This window comes from Marinobacter sp. V34 (assembly GCF_055524115.1).
In genome coordinates this window covers 425,673-440,337 of sequence record NZ_JBUPZY010000002.1, presented here as the reverse complement: position 1 = coordinate 440,337, position 14,665 = coordinate 425,673, and the positions used below count along the sequence as shown (strand labels likewise).

Annotated in this window: 14 protein-coding genes; 6 read left to right on the top strand and 8 right to left on the bottom strand. The window is 57.3% G+C overall.

Annotation, left to right across the window (positions count from 1 at the left end; genetic code table 11):
* Positions 1 to 8: 8 nt before the first annotated feature.
* The 3 genes from AC0B60_RS05050 to AC0B60_RS05040 all read right to left on the bottom strand — a co-directional run bounded on the left by AC0B60_RS05050 (position 9) and on the right by AC0B60_RS05040 (position 4,693).
* The gene (locus tag AC0B60_RS05050; RefSeq protein ID WP_465084548.1) at positions 9 to 1,412 is read right to left on the bottom strand and encodes a sodium:solute symporter family transporter; all 1,404 of its coding nucleotides are present in this window, start codon (positions 1,410 to 1,412) and stop codon (positions 9 to 11) included.
* A 52-nt stretch (positions 1,413 to 1,464) separates the two neighbouring features.
* Entirely contained in the window at positions 1,465 to 2,427 is a 963-nt protein-coding gene (locus tag AC0B60_RS05045; protein WP_465084546.1) for a radical SAM protein, read from the bottom strand.
* 76 nt (positions 2,428 to 2,503) lie between these two features.
* Positions 2,504 to 4,693: an FAD-dependent oxidoreductase gene (locus AC0B60_RS05040; protein WP_465084544.1), complete on the bottom strand. Its 2,190-nt coding sequence runs from the start codon at positions 4,691 to 4,693 to the stop codon at positions 2,504 to 2,506.
* A 216-nt stretch (positions 4,694 to 4,909) separates the two neighbouring features.
* Here AC0B60_RS05040 and AC0B60_RS05035 point away from each other — a divergent pair, with 216 nt between their 5' ends.
* Both AC0B60_RS05035 and AC0B60_RS05030 read left to right on the top strand, forming a co-directional pair.
* Positions 4,910 to 5,530 carry an RNA polymerase sigma factor gene (locus tag AC0B60_RS05035; protein ID WP_465084542.1) on the top strand — a complete coding sequence of 207 codons (621 nt, stop codon included), beginning with the start codon at positions 4,910 to 4,912 and terminating at the stop codon, positions 5,528 to 5,530.
* The gene (locus AC0B60_RS05030; protein WP_465084540.1) at positions 5,524 to 5,787 is read left to right on the top strand and encodes an anti-sigma factor family protein; all 264 of its coding nucleotides are present in this window, start codon (positions 5,524 to 5,526) and stop codon (positions 5,785 to 5,787) included. Before AC0B60_RS05035 ends, AC0B60_RS05030 begins: the two co-directional genes overlap by 7 nt.
* A gap of 25 nt (positions 5,788 to 5,812) precedes the next feature.
* Here AC0B60_RS05030 and AC0B60_RS05025 read toward each other — a convergent pair whose 3' ends face one another.
* Positions 5,813 to 6,757 (bottom strand): DUF3179 domain-containing protein, encoded by a 945-nt coding sequence (locus tag AC0B60_RS05025; protein WP_465084538.1) that lies wholly within the window; start codon positions 6,755 to 6,757, stop codon positions 5,813 to 5,815.
* A 175-nt stretch (positions 6,758 to 6,932) separates the two neighbouring features.
* Between AC0B60_RS05025 and AC0B60_RS05020 the strand changes: the two genes are divergently transcribed.
* Both AC0B60_RS05020 and AC0B60_RS05015 read left to right on the top strand, forming a co-directional pair.
* Positions 6,933 to 7,343 (top strand): hypothetical protein, encoded by a 411-nt coding sequence (locus AC0B60_RS05020; RefSeq protein WP_465084536.1) that lies wholly within the window; start codon positions 6,933 to 6,935, stop codon positions 7,341 to 7,343.
* A gap of 87 nt (positions 7,344 to 7,430) precedes the next feature.
* Positions 7,431 to 8,183 carry a YiiX/YebB-like N1pC/P60 family cysteine hydrolase gene (locus AC0B60_RS05015; protein ID WP_465084535.1) on the top strand — a complete coding sequence of 251 codons (753 nt, stop codon included), beginning with the start codon at positions 7,431 to 7,433 and terminating at the stop codon, positions 8,181 to 8,183.
* Positions 8,184 to 8,304: 121 nt separating this feature from the next.
* Here the strand turns inward: AC0B60_RS05015 and AC0B60_RS05010 are convergent, their stop codons facing one another.
* The 4 genes from AC0B60_RS05010 to AC0B60_RS04995 all read right to left on the bottom strand — a co-directional run bounded on the left by AC0B60_RS05010 (position 8,305) and on the right by AC0B60_RS04995 (position 12,410).
* On the bottom strand, positions 8,305 to 8,964 hold the full coding sequence (locus AC0B60_RS05010; protein WP_465084533.1) for a hypothetical protein: 660 nt from the start codon (positions 8,962 to 8,964) through the stop codon (positions 8,305 to 8,307).
* Between the two features lie 38 nt (positions 8,965 to 9,002).
* Positions 9,003 to 9,566 carry a DinB family protein gene (locus tag AC0B60_RS05005; protein ID WP_465084531.1) on the bottom strand — a complete coding sequence of 188 codons (564 nt, stop codon included), beginning with the start codon at positions 9,564 to 9,566 and terminating at the stop codon, positions 9,003 to 9,005.
* 87 nt (positions 9,567 to 9,653) lie between these two features.
* Entirely contained in the window at positions 9,654 to 9,953 is a 300-nt protein-coding gene (locus AC0B60_RS05000; RefSeq protein ID WP_465084529.1) for a hypothetical protein, read from the bottom strand.
* Between the two features lie 81 nt (positions 9,954 to 10,034).
* Entirely contained in the window at positions 10,035 to 12,410 is a 2,376-nt protein-coding gene (locus tag AC0B60_RS04995; RefSeq protein WP_465084526.1) for an amylase, read from the bottom strand.
* 225 nt (positions 12,411 to 12,635) lie between these two features.
* Between AC0B60_RS04995 and AC0B60_RS04990 the strand changes: the two genes are divergently transcribed.
* Positions 12,636 to 13,307, top strand: coding sequence for a TVP38/TMEM64 family protein (locus tag AC0B60_RS04990; RefSeq protein ID WP_465084524.1), 672 nt, complete (start codon positions 12,636 to 12,638; stop codon positions 13,305 to 13,307).
* Between the two features lie 18 nt (positions 13,308 to 13,325).
* A complete protein-coding gene (locus AC0B60_RS04985; RefSeq protein WP_465084522.1) occupies positions 13,326 to 14,642 on the top strand; it encodes a DsbA family protein in 1,317 nt (438 codons plus the stop codon).
* Positions 14,643 to 14,665 lie beyond the last annotated feature (23 nt).

Below are 14,665 nucleotides of genomic sequence, written 5' to 3'. Positions count from 1 at the left end.
ACCACCTCCTAAACTTCACCGGCCGCCAGAGAGCGCCCGGCAAGCCGGCGGACCAACAGCGGCATAAAGAAGCCTGCCGTACAGACCAGGAAACCGTAGGCGTTTACACCCAGCAGTATGGCGTATTTTCCGTCACCGATGGCCCAGCTGGCGGGAATCATCCCCGTTGCCAGCAGTACGCCCAGGCCCAAACCGGTCCAGAAACTGAGATGGAAACTCCAGGGCGACCAGCGGGTGAACCCGTAAAACAGGAACACCGGTGCCAACCCCATCACCATGGTGCCGGAAATGGTGGTAGCCTTGAGAATGTCGGTGCCGGCGAACATCGGCAGGTTACCCAGCAGCGCGAACACAATCATGATCACCCCGCCAACACGAACACTCGGCAAGCGGTCTTTGGCGCGTTTCGCCAGTCGTGGCAGATCCACCGCCAGGGACTTGGCCAGTGAACTGAACGTGGAATCCAGCGTGGAACCCGCGGAGGTCATCATCACCACACTCATGAAGAACAGCGCAGCCAACCCAAGCGATTGCCCGACAGCCGCAGGCGCATTACCCATGGCCTCAATGCCATTGAGCCGTGCGTGAACACCGACGAGGCTGAAGATAAACACCGCCACAAAGCCCAGCAGTCCTGCCACCACGAAGCTCTTCAGCATGGTTTTTTCCTTGTTCACAAAGCCGCGGTCGGTTAACACCGGATCGTGGAAGGGGTAGCTGAACATCTGCAGCAGCGCGACAAGCAACAGGTCAAAACCGGCATTGAGCTTGAATTCGCCGTCAGTCAGCAGGGCACCGGTGTCGTTGGCCGGCACAATCAAAAACAGCACTGCGCCGACAAAGAACACAAACACAAAAGTCTGGAGCACGTCGGTAAAAATTGATGACCGCAATCCTCCCTTGAGGCTGTAGGCAAGTGTGAACACGGTAAACAGCATGGCAGCGCTGTAGTACTCCCAGTCACCCGGCAGGCCGAAATAGCCGCCAACCACGGCCGTATTACTCCACACTTCGTTATACAGTCGAATCAGAATGGCCGCCGCAAACGCCAGACTGGCCAGCCGGCCAAAGCGGGAGGTCAGAAAGTCCTGAAGGCTTCGAGCACCGGTCTGGGTCCGGATCAGGTAGATGATGTAACCTGCCACGGGAATCGACAGCCAGTAACTGGCATACGCCAAGCCACCAGTAACACCGTAAGCCGCACCAAGATTGGCGGCATTGGTCACCGACTTGGCAAAGATCCAACTGATAAAAATACTTGCCGTCAGCGACCACTGACTTACCGGGTTACCCTGATCATCCGCCCCCTTATAGAACGAGTTGGCATTTTTGCTCTTCGGCGACAGCACATACATCACCACCCCATAAACCACCAAAAATCCCCAAAACAGGGAGGCTTCTGTAAAGTTCATTGCCTGTCTTTTCCTCGTTCTTTCTTAGTATTACCCAACGAATGGCAGTGCATTAACCAGGCGCCGAACAACTAGCCCCAAACCGGTAACACGCAAAACACCGGTGATGTCGCAACATAATGCGCTCATCCATACTCTCCGCCAGCGTCCCGCCAAGATCGTACTGCGGATCATCATCCACCAACGTACAGGCATACACCCGCACCCGGTCATCCCGCTTCACCAGCATCCGCGTATAGGTACACATGAAATGCGACCGCGCCTCTTTGGTGGGGTATTTCTCCATGCAGGTCTCGGTAATCTCCGGGCTGCCATCCTCAGAGCCGGGAGTGCCCAGGTCAGGAAACGCCGTAAATGCCAGTGTTTCAGGAATGCCCCAGTCCCGCAGAATCTCTCGGAAAGCCGCTTCCACATTGGCTGGAATCTCATCCGCGTCTGTCTGGCGAGCGATGGACACCTCAAACCCCTGATCCACCAGCCAGCGGATGCCTTCAAGGGCCTTGTCAAAGCTGCCCTCGCCCCGATCCACGTCGTGGCGGGCACGATCCGGAAAGTCCAGGCTGACGCGGAAGTGGATCGGGAAAGGGTTATCCAGCAATGGCAGCACCTGGTGGCGGCGTTTGAGCAGCGGGTCCGTGGCATTGGTCAGCACGAAACAGGGCCGGTGGTGGCTGGCGTAATCGAGGATATTGATGAAATCCTTGATCACGAAAGGCTCACCGCCGGTGAAAGAGAACTGCTCCACGCCCATACCCAACGCTTCGTGGATAAAGGGTTTCACATCACTCAACTTCATGCCCGGAATACGGCCATCGCCGGGATGGGATCCCTCAAGGCAAAACGGGCAGGCCAGGTTGCAGGCAGTGCCGGTATGAATCCACAGCTCCTTGAGCTTATCGGAATCAATGTAGCCGCGCGGATCGCCGTTGCGGGTATGGGTCCAGCTGTCGCGGGCCCTTGGTTCCAGCACTTCCACGGCGGGGATACGTCTTTCGGCGGTTTGAGTCAGGGGCATAGCTGCTCCGTGTTGACGGTGAATCTATTGTTGCAACGAAAAAAGTGCAGGCCGTAAACACCTGCGCTTTATGGTTTTACGTGGTTACTTCCCGTCCAGCCTTATCTCCAGACGGCATGCCACGACGCCACCCATGAAGCTTCTCCAACAACTTGAGAATGCCTTGTGGTGCGTGTTCACGTTTCCATTCTCCGGCTGCGTATTTGGCAGACTCGTTCCAGGTCGGGTAGGGGTGGATCGTGCCCAGAATTTTGTTCAGGCCCAATCCATGCTTCATGGCCAGGGTGAACTCGGCCAGTATCTCGCCGGCGTGCATACCCACCACGACGGCGCCCAGAATCTTGTCTTTCCCTGGCGGCGTGAGCACTTTGATAAACCCGTAATCCTCACTCTCAGCAATGGCACGATCCAGGTCGTCCAGGCCATAGCGGGTGACTTCGTATGCCACACCTTTTTCCGTCGCTTCCGCCTCGCTGAGGCCGACCCTGGCCACTTCCGGCGAGGTGAAAGTCACCCAGGGCATCACCCGGTAATCGACCTGGAAACGCTTGAACTCGCCAAACAGACCGTTCACTGCCGCGTACCAGGCCTGGTGAGCCGCCGCATGGGTAAACTGGTAGGGGCCGGCCACATCGCCACAGGCGAAGACGTTGGGGAAACGCATGCTCATGTCTTCTGCCACTGGCACAGTGCCATTGGGTAGGGTGTCCACCCCAATGTTTTCCAGTCCCAGGCCGTCGGTGCGAGCGGCACGGCCAACGGCCACCAGAACCTGGTCAAACGCGATCCTCACGCGCTCACCGTTGAATTCGCAGTAAACCACCTTCTCTCCGTCCTCGGCGGCAAACTCCTTCGCGGCATGGCCCAACCTCAGGTCAATACCATCCTGTACAAACTGCTTCTTCACCACGTCCGATACGTCGCTGTCTTCCTTGGCCAACAACCGGTCGCCCATTTCCACCTGAATCACCTTGCTGCCAAGCCTTGCAAAGGCGTGAGCCAGTTCCGAGCCGATGGGGCCACCGCCGAGGACCAGCAGGCGTTCCGGCTGGGTTTCCAGAGACCACAGATTGTCGGACGTCAGCGGTTCCATGTCAGCCAAACCGGGAATAGGCGGCACTGCCGGCTTGCCCCCAGTAGCTACCACGATACTGCGTGCGGTCAGGCGCTCAGTGTGGCCGTCGTTATGGACGACCTCCAGTTCCCAGGGCGATACGAAGCTGGCGGTGCCGGAGATGCAGTCAACACCCAGTTTGCGGAAGCGCTCGGGCGAGTCGTGGGGTTCTACCTTGGCGATGACGTCTTTCACCCGCGCCATGATATTGGCAAAGGAGCCTTTTACCGGCACCGACTCCAGGCCATAACGATTGGCGTGGCGCAGGGTATCGGCCGCCTTGGCACTGCGAATCAGCGCCTTGGACGGCACACAGCCGGTGTTGAGGCAGTCTCCGCCCATTTTGTCTTTCTCGATCAGCGCCACCTTGGCCTTCACCGCAGCGGCAATGTACGCCGACACCAGGCCGGCCGAGCCACCGCCGATCACCAGCAGGTTGTAATCAAACGACTCAGGCTTCTGCCAGCCGGCATACACCCGGCGCTTTCGGACGAAACCGACAACAAATTTTGCGATCAACGGGAATACACCCAGCAGCGCGAAAGAAAGCAGAATATTGGCCGACACAATATCGCTGTTTGTTTCAATCGTAGACAGCTGAGTGCCTGCGTTCACATACACAAAAGTGCCCGGAAGCATCGCCGCCCAGCTCACCAAAGCGTAGGTCTTCAGCTTCATGGCTGTCAGCCCCATCGCCAGGTTAATCAGGAAAAACGGGAACACCGGTACCAGGCGCAGGGTGGCGAGATAAAATGCACCATCTTTGCTGATGCCCCGATCCATTTTCGCAACCGTTTCCGCATACTTTTCCCGCAGGGTATCCCGCATCAGGAACCGAGCCACCAGGAAAGCAAGGGAAGCGCCGACGGTCGACGCGATGGACACCGCAACCAATCCGTAGATATTCCCGAAAAAAGCACCGCCGGCTAGCGTCATGATGGCCGCGCCGGGCAGTGACAGAGCCGTCACCACCACATACACACCGGCAAAGCCAAGCACCGAGGACAGCAGGTTCTGACTAATCCACTGCTCAATGTCAGACTGATGTCTCTGCAGGTTTTCCAGCGTAAGTATCTCGTGACCGCCAAAGCTGATAAACAGTGCAATCACGACACCGATCATCAACAATGAAACGAGCTTTTTTGGGTTCATAGCAATGTCCATAAACTAAGGGTGAATGCGCTTGCTCTTTAAGACACAGCCTGGCACTGGATGTTACAGCGACCTGCATCTATATTTTTGAGCAGTTGTTCATCAAAACTGGAACTAATGGCGGTAACCATGGACATACCTTTGTCCAGGCAGTTCCGCAAGTCCAATAACATCTTTATAACGACGCTCTAACACAGGTATTCGGGGGTATACGGAATGGAAACCGCAACGCATCAATCTGACGATGACACCCTGGTCGACGGTCTCAAGTCAGGGGACCAATCTGCGTTCAAAAAGGCCGTACGTTTGTATACGCCCAGCATGATGGCGGTCGCTCGCTATTACCTTGACCACTCCTCAGCAGAGGAAATCGTTCAGGATTGCTGGGTCACGGTTATCGACGCCATTCAGACGTTTGAGGGTCGGTCTGGTCTTAAGACCTGGCTGCACCGCATCGTGGCCAACCGTGCAAAAAATCACCTCAGGAAAGCAAAGCGGGAAATCAATGAAGATTTTTCTGAGACGCTGGACCCTGACCTCGCCAACCGCTTCGCGCCGAACGGCCGCTGGGCGACACCACCCAGCCTGAAGTCCAACGAATCCGCCCAGGCATTGATGGAAAACGGTGCGTTGAGCGACTGCCTGGACCAACACCTGTCCAAGTTGCCGGAAACGCAACGGTCAGCACTGATGCTGTACGAAGCGCATCAGCACAAATCCGATGACGTGTGTAACATTCTGGATGTCAGCGCCTCTAACCTGCGCGTGCTCCTGCATCGGGCACGGCAGAAAATCTTTCTGATGGTCGAGACATTTCGGGAGACAGGCGAATGTTAATGTGCCGGGACCTGGCTCGCATCGCCAGTGATTATATTGACGGTGAACTAAGCACCGGGAAGGTGATGTCTGTGAAGATGCACCTGTTGATGTGCGGTCGCTGCCGCAGCTTTATTGGCAGTCTGCGGGCCAGCATCGAGCTTATGAGCGCCCACTCCAGTCAACAACCGGACGAAGATTTGGTACGCCGGATTGACGAGCGTGTCAGTGAGTCGCTCAGCGCTCGGCGCTCCGGAAACGACACGTCGGACCCGTAATCCTCTTCGCTTTCATGCATCACGATTAATCGGTTTCGAATATCTGCGTCTCTGGGTGAAACGTGTACCAGGCAAACCAGAATGCCCGCGTCGCTGGCAGGAGTTTGCCAGACTCATCGCGAAGCTCTGCAGAAGGTACGTCTGCATCAAAGTGAATGCTGACCTTTTTCCCTCCTATTCGGTCTTCAAGTACGCCATCCCCATGCTGGGCAAGCTCCGGAAAAGGCCAGGCCTTACTTACACCATCGTGGGTCCAGCCCAACACCCAGGTTTTCGGATGGTATTTCCGACTGGTGCTGGATACCGGAAAGTACAACCGTTCAGAGTGGTCGTAGTCACCGTAAGGTGATTGGCGATAATTCCGACGATGGCCGGTGTCGGTGGAAAGCACACGCCCATTTTCACCAACCCGGTTCCGCCACTTCTGCCATAGCTCATGGCGAATGGCGACAGGCTCCAGCTCTGAGCCAGCCAGAGGGCCGGAAATGGCACGCCCCTCGATCTGTGACCAGAGTGATTCGGTCTTGTGATCGTACATCAGCAGGTCGCTGTTATAGAGCAGGCCTGAAACGCCGAAGGTCAAAGGGCGGCCTTCCACTTCCGGATCAAATGCCATACCGGTTCCGCACAGAGGGCAGAAGGTGATCAGGACATGCTTTCCGTTTGCTTCATGATTTACGATCTCGTGCCAGTTCAGAATACCGACCGGAAAGGCATACCGTTCCTGCCCCTGGTCATAGGTCATGACGAGGTCGTCCTCCCGCCAGGGCAGCTCACCACCAGCTGGCTCAAACTTCGGACTGTCAATGGAGGGAATACCGTCACGGGGTGGCCCACCACGATGAATCTCATCTACCGGTATCAGCGCGTTGCTCAAGTCAAACCCGTTCTTCTCCTGGGCCAGACTCAAACGCGTCCCCATCAGCAGTGAGGCACACAACACCATCAAAGCGACATTCTGAATTCTCATTGTTTTTCCTCCACCGTGTCGTCGCGCATCGGGCACGCAGTCCCTATAACGACACCTGACCCTTGCGGGCGTTACACCAAGGGCTGACAGAACCATTTTTTCGCTTGCCGATGGAACTCCAATAACCGTCCTTTGTCTCTGGGACGACTATTTGAAACTTAAAAGGAGAAAAGGAATGCCCAAGCATTTACCCCTCGCCCTGTTGCTACTCCGGCTCAGCATTTTTGTTGTTTTTCTGTTCTGGACCCTGGATAAACTGGTTCAACCCGAGCATGCCATTAAGGTGTTCGCCTCTTTCTACGGGCTTGGTGGCCTTGGCGAAACGGCCTTCTACATCATTGGCGTTGCGCAACTCGTACTGATTCTGCTGTTTGTGGCAGGCCTGCTGAAAACATGGACCTACGGCGCAATCCTGATCTTCCACGGTGTTTCTACTCTCTCCGCATTCGCGAAGTACCTGCAGCCCTTTGATAATCTTCTGTTCTTTGCGGCCTGGCCCATGCTTGCCGCCTGCGCGGCACTGTTTCTGCTTCGTGATTACGATACCCTTACGATGACCAGGCAACCGACACCCACTACAGCCTAAAACGACCCTGTGGTGCTGTAACAGTTACTCCGGTTGCTTGTCTTGAATATCAGACCGCCCTCCAACAAACAACAACCGGGGTATCCGATGCTAATTAACTGGCTATCACGGCACCTGGCCGCCTACCTTTCGAAACAGGTCACCGAACAGGCTGTGCGCACATCGACCTGGGAGGCTCTGGAAAAGGCGCTTCAGCCCGGCGATGTTCTGCTGGTGGAGGGCAACACGCGAATCAGTGTGGCGATCAAATACCTGACTCAGTCAACCTGGTCGCATGCCGCTCTTTACCTTGGGCCGAATGCAGGCCTTGGAGTCGCGGACAATGGCGAGCCCCATGTACTGATCGAGGCGGATCTTGAGGAAGGCATTCGCCCGCTCTCGCTGTCGGTTTACCGCAACACCCATACCCGCATCTGTCGCCCGGTCGGACTCTGTGACAACGATATCGGCAAGCTTATTGACTACTCGACAAGCCGACTCGGCCACCAGTACGACCTGAAAAACGTCTGGGATCTGGCACGCTACCTTTGCCCGACGCCACCGGTACCTTCCCGCTACCGACGTTCGCTGCTGGCCCTTGGCAGCGGTGATCCCACCCGGGCGATCTGCTCCACATTCATCGCCGAGGGATTCCAGTCCCTCCGTTACCCGATATTGCCCGTTAGCCTATCCGAGTCAGAAGACGATCCGGCTTGCGCCGCCCAGAAGCGCGAGTACTTCCGGATTCGCCATCACTCTCTGTTCGCGCCCCGGGATTTCGACGCATCCCCCTATTTCGACGTCATCAAACCTACTCTGGAACAAGGGTTCGATTATCGGAAATTCCAGTGGGCGGAGTAAGCCGCCCGCTGAGCTGTAATCGGAATTCCGGCACCCTCTAGCTGTACCAAGTATAGTAGCCGCAACGCTCCTGATGCAGCCCGCAGCACCCCGACATCAGACTCACTGATGCAAAGCGATGCTATGGCTTGTCGATGAATTTCTTTTGCTCCACTCGTGAATATTCGGTCAGTGCAGCCAACTCTTCAGAGCCCCATTCCAGAGGCTCCGCCGCCATCGGTGCCACCATGCAGATCTGAACCATCTCATCCAGGTGCACCATATCCATACCGAAATCACGCTGGCCCATGGCCACAACGTGGGGATACTCATTCTTGAAAGTCGGGTTGTAGAGCCCTCCGTTGACATGACAAGTGGCACAGGCAAGGCCGTTGGAGGACAGGCTGGTGTCGTTGAACAACCTCTCACCCTGTGCTCTCAGGTCGGCTACGTTGCCCTGATAAGGCGTGTAACCTTCGGGCCGCCGAACCGCCTTCTTAAGGCTGGCGGACACACCCTCGCCTTCAGCTTCCCCCTCAGCCTCGCCTTCAGCGCGACCTTCCGCTTCTCCTTCGGCACGGCCCTCGGCTTCTCCTTCTCCTTTGGCAGAACCTTCTGCCTCACCTTTGGCTTCTCCTTCTGCTTCACCCTGCGCGGCTTCCGCGGATGGGACCAACCCGAGATGCATGCCTGAGCCAGCATTGAAACCGGCTACCGCCACCACCGTCATCATGGGAACGGACACCATAAGGTTCCGGGACAGTTTGCGTAAGAGCGCCTTTCGATGTTTGTTGGTAGACATATCAGTAACCTCCCGTGGTGTTGTTTTTGCGCTCGTATTCAAGCGCTTCTGGCCATATCCGACGCCTGCCTTTGCAGGTAGCGCAAGGTCGAGGGGTGGACTCCGAAGTCGCCACCGACGTCCACACCGGCCCGCTCAGCAAGCATTCCGACAATGGCCATGTGATGAATGGTGTGGCTGGCCAGAAACACCAGTTCACGATCCACGCTGGTGGTTACCACCTGTCGCTGGCCATCACTGTTGTGCAGCAGTGAAAGCTCGTTGGCATACTCTGTGCCGAACCTGTTGCGCAACGTCTCCAGGATGTCTGAAAGACGGTTGCCCGCGGCCTGACGATCTGTTTCCAGCAACAGATCCCTGTTTCGGCTTTCATAGTCAAGCAATGCCCCAGGGGACGCGGTTGCCGTCAACAGGGCACTGTAGTGATCAATGATGTGACGGACGTGCTTGCCAATCACATGTTGTTTCCTGTGACCAAAACGTTGCCGATAGAGGTTTCCGGGCAAGGCTTCCAAAAGGTCGACGAGTTGCCCGATGGCGTGAGCACTCTCTTCAACAACATCATTCACGACCCGACGTCTGTCTGAAACTGGCTGTGTCATGGTAGTCATCCGTTGTCTGTTGGTCGTTTAAGTTCCGGAAGCGGCCGTGTGGGCACAGGCGCTACCCGTGCCCACACGGCCAGCGGCTCAGCTCTCGGATTCGCCTTCAGCCTCACCCTCTGCTTCGCCTTCTCCCTCTGCTTCACCTTCACCTTCACCTTCGGCCTTGCCTTCCGCTTCGCCTTCGCCATAGGCTTTCTTCCCGGCTTCACCCTCAGCTTCCGCCTCTCCGGCGGCAAGCATCAGGTAACCCGGTTCTGCCGTAACATCAGCGGCTGAGACGTTGAACGCCGAGGCACCCATAACGACTGCGATTACAGGGCCGGTGTAGGCCATGCCCCGGGCAAGCTTGCCGAGCAGTCTGTGTCTCTGTGCTTCTCTGGACATGATGTGTCCCCTCTGGTTGTAACGTGACTGCCAGGTTTCGTACCCGGCCTTTTGATACCCGGAGCCGCAGAACGCAAGGATTCAACGGCTCCGGGATGCCTGTTTCGGCGCCCTTTCAGAACACCGCCCGGACAACGCCGCAGCAGCGGCCTCCAGATTATTCATATCCACCAGATAGCGTTCGCAGCTTTCCAGCCAGGCCGCCAGCCTGGTGAAACCTTCCGTATTCAATGGCAGACCGTCTTCCGAACAACAGCAGGAAATCAGATGCCTGAGGGCCTCGTTCACGGTCATGGCCTGTAACCCTGCTTTGTTCCCAAGTGGATCTTGGGTGGGAACAAGTACCGCGAGTACCTGACCGGTGTTGCCGGCCAGGCCTGATTGAGCGGGCACAAATGCGCCTTCCCGGCCGATGTCCTGAAGCGGCAACCCCAGCCCCTTAACGCAATACTCGCCCGAACCCGGCAGGAGTGCTCCGCGGCCACAATCGACACGCCAGTGAGCAGACAGCGCCAGGGTGAGCGCGTCACGCAGGGCCGGCTCGCAATGGCCGACCATAAACAGCGGGGCAGATTGATCGGGGCTGACGAGCAGGCCGGCGTCAACGGCGATGTCATCGCGCCTGGCGGCGTGCGTTGCCAGGCAGTTGGCAAGCGCAGCAGCGACCGCCGAAAGCGGCAACCGGGAATGGACCACCTGGCCATCGAGAATCAATGTGAAGCCCGGCGTATCGCGGACAATTTCGAGCCGGGGGAGCGAGTCCTTACCCGCCTCATCGGAAATAGCCATCGGTTCAAGCAGGTTTTCAATCCGACTGACCAGCGGAGCACTGTCGGTAAAGAACCGGGCCCGGAAGCGACCGCAGGACAGCACCATCGACATCATGGCGGACGTCTCCGGAAACGGTGACCGCAGGGCTTCCGGAGTAGTCCGGGCCGCCGATTGCCCCTCCGACTGAATCAGAAACCGGTTGTTGACCCACTCAGCCAGCGTGTTCCAGACATCGTTGCGGATCGCCCAGGCATCCGGGGCGGCAGGCATGCTTTTGGTAGCAGAATCGACCAGTGCGGACGCGATGTCGTCTGGTCCGGCGCCCTCGGTGGCCATCAGCCAGATCAACGAAGCGGTCTCATTCAGGCTGCTCAGATGACCCAGGCGGGTGTCATAGAGATAGACCTGATCCTCACTGAAGGTATCCTCAGCCAACCATCTCTCAAGCTGAGGCTGTTGCAGAGGGCGGTCCGACAGCGCCTGTGCGACAACCCAGTCCGAAAGCCGTGGCAGGGCCATAAACGGGAGGTATGCCGACGGATTCGCCCCCGGTATCAGATTCCTGAAGCCACCGCTGCGGGCCAACTCATCCTGCGCTTCCCTCACCAGTCGCTCAACCATTGTGCATGCGGAATCCTCGTCGACCGGGCGATTCAGGCCCACCAATTCAACCATGTCGGCAACCAGGGCACCCTTGATGGACTCTTCGATGTCGCCCCCACTTTCCGGACCAGCACACACCTCAAGGGAAGGGCTCAAATTGCATTCGAGGACCCAGGGTTTAAGACTGTCATCAATAAGACAGTCAATGCCCATGAGTTCGTAACAGCCGCTGGTGTCGGCACCGATGACCCGGGAACGTTCACGCATGGCTTCAAGCGCTGCCAGACAGGTCAGGGCAACCATGTCCTCGACTTTGGCGAACAGTGCTTCGTCGTCATGGCCCTGCGCCTTCAGCCAGGCCCGGTAACGATCAAAATCCACAAACTCCACCGGCACTTCGGCGTCCAGATTCAGGGCATTGACGTCGGGGTTGGTCAGATAGCTGTATGGGTTATCGGCGTTCTCTTCGTCGTAGGGTGCCGAGGCCAGCTTGGCGAACCCCTGGTGATAGAGGTAAACGCGAAACGGTGAAACCGAAGATACCAGCACGTAGAGACGCAGGACGTATTTCCTGCCGTGCATAGTGTGGGGGTTCTCGAGGTACTCCTGAACCATCCACGACGGCTCCATGGGCACCTCGGCTGGGTCACCGACCAACCGAATACCTTTGCCACGGGCGGCGTTCTTGGGTTTGAGTATCCAGCGCTTGCCCGAGTTCTCCAGCGCCGCTTCCTGGAAGGCATGATAATCCTCGGGCATGGAGAAAACCCGGGGCACAAATTCCAGGCGGTCTGTCAGATGCCTGCTGCCTTTCTCCTGCCGTTGCACCCGTTCCCGCAGATCCATCAGGCTGCGGTATAGCCGGCTCTTGACGGTGAGGGCAGCGTTGCCGGGTATGTGGTTAATCTTTTTCTTCGGCCCTACGTCGGCGAAATAGTGGGGGTCCGGCATGCCGGTATACCAGCAGGCGTCCCACTGTTCGGGGCCATCCGCTTTCTGCCACAGGGACTTGTCGAGATAGTGCTCAAAGAACCGGTCCTGCTCGTAAGACCGGTTTCCACCCATCCAATAGTGCCGAGTCATCTTGTCGCGCTCTCCATTCCGGTAACTCACTGCCCAAAGATTCCGAGGGCCCCGTTTACTGGCGTTTCACGGATACCGACACATGAGGATTGCAACTGTTACAGCGAAACAGGAATTATCTGATCAATTTTCCGGGGTCGCGTGATCTTTGTGACCGGCCCTGTAACAATGGGCGTTCCGATCTGTCCCTGATTCATCATTTCTGGTTGTAGACGAGCGCACTGGATGACACTGAGAATCGCCATCGTTGTTGTAGTAATTGCGGCCCTGGCAGGTGCCTGGTGGTTGCTACAGATATTGGGAATACCTGCGGACCTGTCTCCAGATGCCCTTGCACAATGGCTGAAAAGCCAGGGGGCTGCCGGCCCACTGTTGCTGATGCTGCTGATGACGATGGCGGTTGTGATAGGCCCGATTCCCACGCTTCCAGTCAGTGCAACCGCGGGTCTGGCGTTTGGTGTGCTTAAGGGAACAGCCATCGCAGCAACCGGGGCGCTGCTGGGTGCCATGGCGGCGTTCTGGATTGCCCGTTGCCTCGGACGCGAAGTGATCTGCAAACGGTTTCCGGACAACCCTGTGCTTGCACGGGATGGCTCGCAACGCTTTCTGACCATTGCCATTCTGCTGACCCGGCTGATTCCCGTTTTCTCGTTCGCCCTGATCAGTTATGCCGCCGGCGTCACCGCCATAAGGTCCTGGCGCTTCGCTATCGCCACCTTCGTTGGCATGCTGCCAATGACGGTGGTGTTTGCAGGCCTGGGGAACACGTTCACCTTGAATCCGGTACTTACCGTCGCCGCAGGCGCGGTTATCCTGGCTGTGATGGTATGGTTGCCGTGGTCCATCAGCCGACACCCCGGCTCGCAACTGGCGCGCTGGCTTCAACTTAACCAATAACAACAAAGAGACGACCTTATGCGCCGTCCGGTCAAAGCCGATGTTATGCCCTGGCTCGCCCGTGCACTTTCCAGTGCGCCGCGATATTCCCTGCAACGCTCCCTTCACAACATCCGGGCCAAGGTGCGGGGCGAGCGTGATCTTGTTCAGGTATTCATAAATCCCCGTGATCCTTTTGGTCTGCCTCTGCTGCAGGCCCTGATCCAACTGCAGGGACGCTTTCATGTGCGCTTCCGGCTCCACACCGTCTGGCAACTGGACGACGACATGTACCCTGAGCCAACTCTCTGGCACTCATGGGCTCAACAGGACGCCGAAAGGATCGCACAACTATACGGCTTCACGTCTCCAGACCGCCCTACGGCGCCCTCAGAGACGGAACTGATGGCTGCAACGGCCCATCTGCTTGAAGCAGAGAAAACCGATGACGGACTGAAGACCGCGGTCCGTGTGCTAACCGATCTGTGGAGTTCAGATTCCGACTCACCACCAGACACAGCGCCCGAAAGGTATGACCAGGCAAGGCTATCTTCGAATGAACGATTGCTCCGGCAACTCGGACACTACCAGGGCAGTATGACCAGGTACCTGGGTGAATGGTTCTGGGGCGTTGACCGGCTAGACCATCTTGAGCGGTGTTTAACCGAACAGGGGCTGAATCGCGATGCCTCCAATTCAGCCGTGTTTACGCGCACATGGTCTGAATTGACGAGTAGCGCCCCCAGCATGGCTGACGACCACAGAGCAACCGACACCGCCCTTGAGGTATTTTTCTCCATCCGCAGCCCATACTCCTATCTGGGTCTGGAGCGAGCGGTCCGGTTGGCCAAGGCGTGGAATATTCCTCTTCAACTCCGTCCGGTTCTGCCCATGGTGATGCGTGGGCAGTCGGTACCGGATGCTAAAAAATGGTACATCTTCCACGACACCAAAAGAGAGGCCAACAAGCTGGGCATTCCGTATGGTTTCGTCGCTGATCCTTTGGGACCCGGCGTGGAAAGATGCTATGCCTTGTTTGAATACGCCCGCTCACTCGGTCGCGAGACCAACTACATGCTTACCTACGCCAGGGCCGTCAATGCCGAGGGCATCCGCTCCGAAACCGATGCCGGCCTGAAAATGATCGTTGAACGAGCCGGCCTGGATTGGCAGAAGGCCAAGGCTTTATTGGGCGATCAGGGCTGGCGAGAGTGGGCGGAGGAGAACCGTAAAGCCATGTATGACTGCGGGCTATGGGGCGTTCCCAGCTTTCGTTACGGGGCGGTCAGTTGTTGGGGCCAGGACCGGCTTTGGATTATCGAGGATGAGATCAAAAAGAGGGCGGAGACCAACTAGACCGGGATCAGTGCCCGGAATCA

What these genes read in the sequence shown, in the direction of transcription:
- AC0B60_RS05045 (WP_465084546.1), bottom strand. Translation starts at nt 2,427, where the DNA reads ATGCCCCTGACTCAAACCGCCGAAAGACGTATCCCCGCCGTGGAAGTG.
- AC0B60_RS05030 (WP_465084540.1), top strand. Translation starts at nt 5,524, where the DNA reads ATGTTAATGTGCCGGGACCTGGCTCGCATCGCCAGTGATTATATTGAC.
- AC0B60_RS05000 (WP_465084529.1), bottom strand. Translation starts at nt 9,953, where the DNA reads ATGTCCAGAGAAGCACAGAGACACAGACTGCTCGGCAAGCTTGCCCGG.
- AC0B60_RS05015 (WP_465084535.1), top strand. Translation starts at nt 7,431, where the DNA reads ATGCTAATTAACTGGCTATCACGGCACCTGGCCGCCTACCTTTCGAAA.
- AC0B60_RS05005 (WP_465084531.1), bottom strand. Translation starts at nt 9,566, where the DNA reads ATGACACAGCCAGTTTCAGACAGACGTCGGGTCGTGAATGATGTTGTT.
- AC0B60_RS05035 (WP_465084542.1), top strand. Translation starts at nt 4,910, where the DNA reads ATGGAAACCGCAACGCATCAATCTGACGATGACACCCTGGTCGACGGT.
- AC0B60_RS05010 (WP_465084533.1), bottom strand. Translation starts at nt 8,964, where the DNA reads ATGTCTACCAACAAACATCGAAAGGCGCTCTTACGCAAACTGTCCCGG.
- AC0B60_RS05050 (WP_465084548.1), bottom strand. Translation starts at nt 1,412, where the DNA reads ATGAACTTTACAGAAGCCTCCCTGTTTTGGGGATTTTTGGTGGTTTAT.
- AC0B60_RS05025 (WP_465084538.1), bottom strand. Translation starts at nt 6,757, where the DNA reads ATGAGAATTCAGAATGTCGCTTTGATGGTGTTGTGTGCCTCACTGCTG.
- AC0B60_RS05040 (WP_465084544.1), bottom strand. Translation starts at nt 4,693, where the DNA reads ATGAACCCAAAAAAGCTCGTTTCATTGTTGATGATCGGTGTCGTGATT.
- AC0B60_RS04995 (WP_465084526.1), bottom strand. Translation starts at nt 12,410, where the DNA reads ATGACTCGGCACTATTGGATGGGTGGAAACCGGTCTTACGAGCAGGAC.
- AC0B60_RS05020 (WP_465084536.1), top strand. Translation starts at nt 6,933, where the DNA reads ATGCCCAAGCATTTACCCCTCGCCCTGTTGCTACTCCGGCTCAGCATT.
- AC0B60_RS04985 (WP_465084522.1), top strand. Translation starts at nt 13,326, where the DNA reads ATGCGCCGTCCGGTCAAAGCCGATGTTATGCCCTGGCTCGCCCGTGCA.
- AC0B60_RS04990 (WP_465084524.1), top strand. Translation starts at nt 12,636, where the DNA reads ATGACACTGAGAATCGCCATCGTTGTTGTAGTAATTGCGGCCCTGGCA.